We start from the raw sequence: 6120 nt of genomic DNA, 5'->3' as shown, positions 1-6120 counted from the left end.
ATTATCCAATGGTTGCTATATTTACAGTTTTTGCTTCAGTTTTAATTGTCGCCACACTGAATAGCAAACTAGCAAAACCCCACATTTATTCAGAGCCATATGAGGTGATAGGGTTCGGTTCAAAAGTTGTGCGGCACAGCAAGTTTTCATATGTAAAATTATCAGGTAAGCGCGGGAGCGCGAGATATTCTGTATCATCGAAAGAAGCCACTTCGTATTCAGCAGGCGACACTGTTACTGTAAGAATGAAGGACGGATTTTGGGGGTTCCCAATTATAGTGGCGGTAGAAAAAAAGAGCTTCTAACAAAACGCTGCAGGCCGACGGCACAACTTTGTGCACGTTATGCGTGGTCGCTGCACTCCCATTATCGCGCATAAAGCGCCCAAAATTGTCCGCGGCTGAACGCGGCGTTAGCTGTACGAGAGAGTCATGCGAAGAAAGCAATTTCTTATAGAGTTCCTAGGCGCTCTCGGTGCCAAAGAAATTCAATGGAACAAGGAGACAGATACAAGTATCTCCGGTTCGGTTATTTACGAAATTAATGATCCAGAAGAGGTTCAAGATTTCATCTGGCACGTACAAGAGTCAGAAGTGCCATCTGAAAATGTCAGAAGTCTAGCTGAGCTTCTGAATGAAAAGTGCCTTTTGAGCATTGATCAAATTAGCGTTTCGAGGCATGAACTAAGAAGCCTTTATAGTAAGAAACTGGGGCGCTCGGTCCCAGAGAAGGAGTTCATAACTATATTGGAAGCCCTGGAATCAATTGAAGTTCCAATGGTAGACGAAGGCAATGAAACGGATGTCTATTTCATTCACGAGTAACACGGCTAACAAGCGGCTGTTGTCACCCCTTCGGGGCTGGGACGGTCTCTCCGCTGCTTCGCAGCTCCAAGTCAGCCCCAAAGCTGGGCGTTAGATTTAAAAGATGTACTTTGATATGTAGCGTTCTTTAACCGCAGATGGACACTCAAACCCGCACCAGCGGGTTTTTTTATGCCCGAAATTCCTGGAGCACATGCCAATGACCCAACGCATCACCATCCGCGATGCCGCGCTAAACAAACTGCAAACCCTTTCCGGCTACCACTTCCCCTCAGCGGGCAGCACGGAAGGCATCGAACGAGAAAGGCTGCCGGCCATCTTTGTGGGCTTTGCCACGGAACAAACAGAACAGGAACTCTCGGGTACTACCCGCCAGCTGGATCTTGTCGTTTCGGTGGTGGTGCATAGCCGGGGGGATATCTATGAATTACTGGATCAGGCTACTGAGGATGTTGAGAGCGTCCTGCAGGATCGAACACTGGGCGGTGCCTGTGAGATTTTTGCGCTCTCGCAAACCGATTTTGCCTTGGATCAGGATCACCCCCTAGGCGAAGTACGCCTGACCTATACCGCCCAATATTCCACTGAATGACGCCTCTCAGCGTCGGTATTAATTTCTACTAAAGCAACGGGAGAATCCCTATGTCTCAATTGGCTCAGGGCACCAACCTATATTTTATTGATCCGGCAGATGATTCTGTGCAGAAAGTGACTGGGGTGAATTCTTTTAACCCCGGCGGTAACCCGGCGGATCAGCTGGATGATACTTCCCTGGAAGACTTGGATAAAAAGTTCAAGCGGGGCCTGCGTACACCGGGGCAGGCGTCGGTGGGTCTTAAAATTAATCCGAAAAATGCGGTCCACAAGCGCCTGCATGCGCTGTCCCAGGATGACACCGTGGACAATATGAAATGGGCGGTGGGCTGGAGTGATGGCACCGAGCCACCTACGGTCACCGATAAAGACTTTGTGCTGCCGGATAGCCGCACTTGGTTCACCTTCGAGGGCTATGTGGCCGACTTCCCCTTTGACTTCCAGCAGAACAGTTTGGTCACTGGCGAAATGTCGATCCAGCGCAGCGGCGGTTCCGCCTGGACCGTTAAAGCTTCCACTTAAGGTTATGCAATCATGGAATTAACCATCGAATCCCTGCAGCAGCAGGGCGCTTTTTCTGGCCCCCCGGTGGAGCGCGCTATCACCTGGAAGCAGGGCGAACAGGAATTAACCGCAACCGTTTATGTCCGCCGCCTCTCGTATCACAGCGCCGTCAGTGATGTGGCGGCACTGCGTGGCGAGGGCGATGTGATCGCCGGGCGTATTGCGGCCTGTATTGTCGATGTGGAGGGCAAACCGGTCTTTACGCCGAAGGATATCACCGGCGAGGCAGACCCGGAGCGCGGCCCACTCAATGCAAACCTGACTCAAGCGCTGCTGCTGGAAATCGGCGCGGTGAATAACTTGGGAAAGACACCCAGCTCAGTGAGCTAGACGAACTCTGGCACGAGCTGGTGCTGAATGGCATCGGCGGCTGCACCATCGCCGAGGCTCAGCAGAGGCTCAGCTATGAGGAGGTCCAGCGCTGGGCGCTCTACCGTAAAAAACGCGGTTCCCTGCATCCGGGAATGCGTATCGAAAGATCCTCGGCGCTACTCGCCACCCTCTACGCCAATACCCACAAAGGTAAAGGCAGTCCCGTAAAAATCACCGACTTTATGCCCCATGAGGAAGAGCCAGAGCTATCGCTGCAGCAGGCGATGAAGAGCTGGCACTAGGGGCCAGTGGATAGCTATGTCTAAAAAAAGCCTGGGCACATTAAGCGTTGATCTGGTCGCTAAAACTGGCGGCTTTGAGAAGGGGCTGGATAAAGCATCACGCCATACCGATAAGCGTATGCGCGATATCAAAAAAAGCAGCAAGACGGCCGCGCGGGCTATTGGGGCCGCCTTTGCCGCGATTGGTGGTGCGATCGGTAGTAAAGCGATTATCGATGCGACCATACGCCAGGAAAATGCCCTGCGGCAGCTGGAAGCGCGGTTGAAGTCCACCGAGGGCGCCGCGGGGCTTTCCTCGGAAGAACTGCAAAACCTGGCCGGCACCATGCAGCAGCTCACCACTTTTGGTGATGAAGCCGTGATGGAAATGGAAGCGCTGCTGCTGACCTTTACCAATATTCAAGGCGAGGTATTTAAACGAGCCACCCCGGCAATTTTGGATATGTCCGTGGCCATGGGGACCGATTTACGCTCCTCGGCGGTTCAGCTGGGCAAAGCGCTGAATGATCCGATAAAGGGTATTTCTGCCCTCAGCCGCACCGGTATCCAATTTACCGATGCGCAAAAAAGTACCATCGAAGCCCTGGTGGAATCCGGTCGCACGGCCGAGGCGCAGGGCCTGATCCTGGAAGAGCTGGAAAAACAATTTGGCGGCGCTGCGGAAGCGGCAGCGGATACGTTTGGTGGGGCCTTAAAGCAGGCCCAGAACGCCTTTGGCGATCTGCTCGAATCCGAGGGCGGGCTCAATGAGGGTAAGGCCGCACTGCAGGAGCTGACCGAACTGCTGCAAGATCCGGCCACCAAGAAAGCGGCCGCTGCGCTTACCAATGGTTTGATTAAAGGGTTTACCGCAGTTTCCAAAGTGATCACCGAGACGGTGAACACCGTCCAGTATCTCGCCGAGGAGTTTGCGGCCATTACCGTGGGCATTCATGCCGACGATATTGTGCGATTGGAACGGGATGCCCAGCGTATTCGCGATGTGCTCAACAATAATGACTTTGGCGAGCGCCTGCGCTTCTTCGGCCCTAAAGGCGTGGTGGAATATTGGAACGATAAAGAATTAAAAACGGAGCTGGCGCGGCTGGAATTCGCGATTGATACCTATTACAAGCCGCGCTCAAAAATTGCCGGTAACTCAACACCGGCCCCCGCCGGCCTGACTGAAAATACCAGCCTGATTACTGATGCGCACCCGGAGGGCGAGTTACTTCCGCCGGTGGATCACTGGATCGCCTTTCACGAAGTCATCGAAGAGCTCGGCACCGAATTTAAAACCGCCAAAGAAGAAGCCGAGGCCCTGCAGCGCAATCAGGAAGCCTATGCCAGCTTGCTGCGCGATCTGCGCACCGACGAAGAAGTACTGACCGATCAGATGCGCGAGCGCCTGGCCATTGTCGATGCCATGGCCGGCCTCACCGAAGAGCAGCGTGCCAGCACTCTCAGCCGTATCGCCGATGCCGCCACCGAAGACGGCCCAACCCTGGGCGGCCTCGATAGTGGTGAAGATATCGAAACCGCCCGCACAGAGCTCGAGGACTGGTATTCCACTCAACTGCAAATGCTGGAGCAATTCCGCAGTGAGCGCGCCGACCTCAATGCCACCTGGGATGAAGAGGAATTATCCTTGCGGCAGCAGTATGAAGAGCGCCTGACCGAAATCACCCAGGCCAATGAGGACCTGCGCCGCCAGCAACAGCTGGAGGGGTACGCCACCCTGATGGATGTGGCGGGGCAGTATTACCAAGGCATGGAAGGCGAAGAGGCGGCCTATATGCGCGCAGCCCTCGCCATCGGCGGCACTCTGCTGGATGAGAAAAAACGCAATGCCCTGCAGAGTGTGATTGCCAATACCCAGGATGCGGCCATGGGGGCCTATAACGCCATGGCCTCGATTCCCTATGTGGGCCCGGTGTTGGGCGCGGCAGCGGCGGGTGCGGTGTATGTTACCGGCGGTTTAGCCGCGGCAAAAATCACCGGTATGGCTCACGACGGTATCGATGCCGTACCGGAAGACGGCACCTGGCTGCTGCAAAAAGGCGAGCGGGTCACCACCTCAGAAACCAGCGCAAAACTGGATCGCACCCTGGCCATGATTCAGGCGGATAGGCACAGCGGTGGCGGTGCAGGGGATTACAGCCGCCCGGTTTCCATGACGCAGAATATTCGCGTCGATGGCAAGGTGAATAATCGCACCGCCTCACAGCTCGCCCGCGAAAGCGAACGCAAACAACGGATTAACCGCAGGAGGCTCGGCTCTTAATGTTTAACGAAAGTCGTCTGCTGGAAAAAGTGGCCTACGGCTCCGAATACGGCCACCGCTATAAAACCGAAATTAAAGCATTGCGCAGCGGGGTAGAGCGCCGCAATGCCGAATGGGAGCGCCCCCTGGGCCGTTATTCCCTGCTGTTTAAAAACCTGGATTCTGCCGACCATCAAATCGTGGTTGCCGCCCATCACGCCTGCATGGGTGCCCTGATTGGTTTTCGTTTTAAAGACGCCAGCGATTTTGAAGCGGAGCGGGAAGTGATTGGTTTTGGCTCTGGTAATAGCGAGAGCTACCAGCTGGTAAAAAAATATATATTCGGTGCCTTTTCCTATCAGCGCAAAATAGCGAAGCCGGTGATTGGTCGGGTAACCATTTTTGCCGATGGTAACCCGGTGGCCGCCAGTATCGATTACACCACGGGCCAAGTGCAGCTCAGTGCCGATAACGGTGCAGAGATTAGCTGGAGCGGTGAATTCGATGTACCGGTGCGCTTTGAAGACGATGAAATCGGATTCAGTATCGACAACCGCCACCAGCGACTGCCGGTACTCAATGGCAATGTGGACCTGCTGGAGATTCGCCTGTGAGACAGATTCCCCCAGCTTTACAGGCCCACTTGGACAGCGGCGTCACCACCCTATGTCGCTTATTAAAAATCACCCTAAGCGACGGTCGCCAGTTCGGCGCCACAACATTGGACCGCGATATCGAATTTGAGGGGCTCACCTATTACGCCCAGAACGGTTTCGATTCCAGCATTATCGCCAGTGATACCAGTTTTGATGTGGACAATGCCGAGGGCTATTCGCTGTATAGCACCGACGTGCCCGGCATCACCGTGGAAATGGCGGAACGCGGTGAGTTGGACGGGGCAGAGTGGGTCATGGTTTTAGTCAATTACCGCGATCTGTCTATGGGCGCGTTGCTGCTCGACGGGGGTGATGTGGGCGAGGTGCGCACCGCGCGCAATACGGTATTTATGCCGGAATTACTCAGCTACGCCATGCGCCTGCGGCAGAGTATCGGCCATGTGGATTCCGTTACCTGTAGGGCGATTTTCGGCACCCCGGCCAATTCCCAGACCGGTTGCGGCGTGAATACAGATCCTTTGTGGCAGCCCGCCACCGTGATCGCCGTGGATGGTGACGAGCCCAAGGTCACCTATATGGCCGATAACCTTGCCAGCCTACCCACCGCGGCCAAACGCTGGCGAGTGCGCTGGGTGAGTGGCGATAACGTCTCCGCGCGCCTCTAT

The 6120-nt window shown here is 54.9% G+C and carries 9 protein-coding genes; all 9 read left to right on the top strand.

All coding sequences use genetic code 11. The annotated features are described in order from the left end of the window. A partial coding sequence (locus tag Q1A69_RS19570) for a hypothetical protein (RefSeq protein ID WP_299589442.1) occupies window positions 1–305 on the top strand: 305 nt, incomplete at its 5' end. 126 nt (window positions 306–431) lie between these two features. After that, complete coding sequence (locus Q1A69_RS19565) at window positions 432–824, top strand: hypothetical protein (protein ID WP_299589439.1); 393 nt, start codon at window positions 432–434, stop codon at window positions 822–824. Window positions 825–1023: 199 nt separating this feature from the next. Then, entirely contained in the window at window positions 1024–1416 is a 393-nt protein-coding gene (locus Q1A69_RS19560) for a hypothetical protein (protein ID WP_299589437.1), read from the top strand. Between the two features lie 50 nt (window positions 1417–1466). Then, window positions 1467–1940, top strand: a complete 474-nt coding sequence (locus Q1A69_RS19555) for a phage tail tube protein (protein WP_299589434.1) — start codon at window positions 1467–1469, stop codon at window positions 1938–1940. A 12-nt stretch (window positions 1941–1952) separates the two neighbouring features. Further along, window positions 1953–2312 carry a phage tail assembly chaperone family protein, TAC gene (locus Q1A69_RS19550; protein WP_299589431.1) on the top strand — a complete coding sequence of 120 codons (360 nt, stop codon included), beginning with the start codon at window positions 1953–1955 and terminating at the stop codon, window positions 2310–2312. A 20-nt stretch (window positions 2313–2332) separates the two neighbouring features. Beyond that, complete coding sequence (locus Q1A69_RS19545) at window positions 2333–2596, top strand: hypothetical protein (RefSeq protein WP_299589429.1); 264 nt, start codon at window positions 2333–2335, stop codon at window positions 2594–2596. Window positions 2597–2612: 16 nt separating this feature from the next. After that, complete coding sequence (locus Q1A69_RS19540) at window positions 2613–4859, top strand: phage tail length tape measure family protein (protein ID WP_299589427.1); 2247 nt, start codon at window positions 2613–2615, stop codon at window positions 4857–4859. Next, entirely contained in the window at window positions 4859–5452 is a 594-nt protein-coding gene (locus Q1A69_RS19535; protein ID WP_299589425.1) for a DUF2460 domain-containing protein, read from the top strand. Before Q1A69_RS19540 ends, Q1A69_RS19535 begins: the two co-directional genes overlap by 1 nt. Continuing rightward, the coding region (locus tag Q1A69_RS19530; protein WP_299589423.1) for a DUF2163 domain-containing protein at window positions 5449–6120 on the top strand (672 nt) is incomplete at its 3' end. The genes Q1A69_RS19535 and Q1A69_RS19530, both read left to right, overlap by 4 nt.

It is taken from the genome of uncultured Microbulbifer sp., assembly GCF_947498635.1.
GTDB lineage: Bacteria > Pseudomonadota > Gammaproteobacteria > Pseudomonadales > Cellvibrionaceae > Microbulbifer > Microbulbifer echini.
The sequence above is the reverse complement of the archived record's forward strand: the minus strand, read 5'-3'. Positions and strand labels throughout refer to the sequence as shown.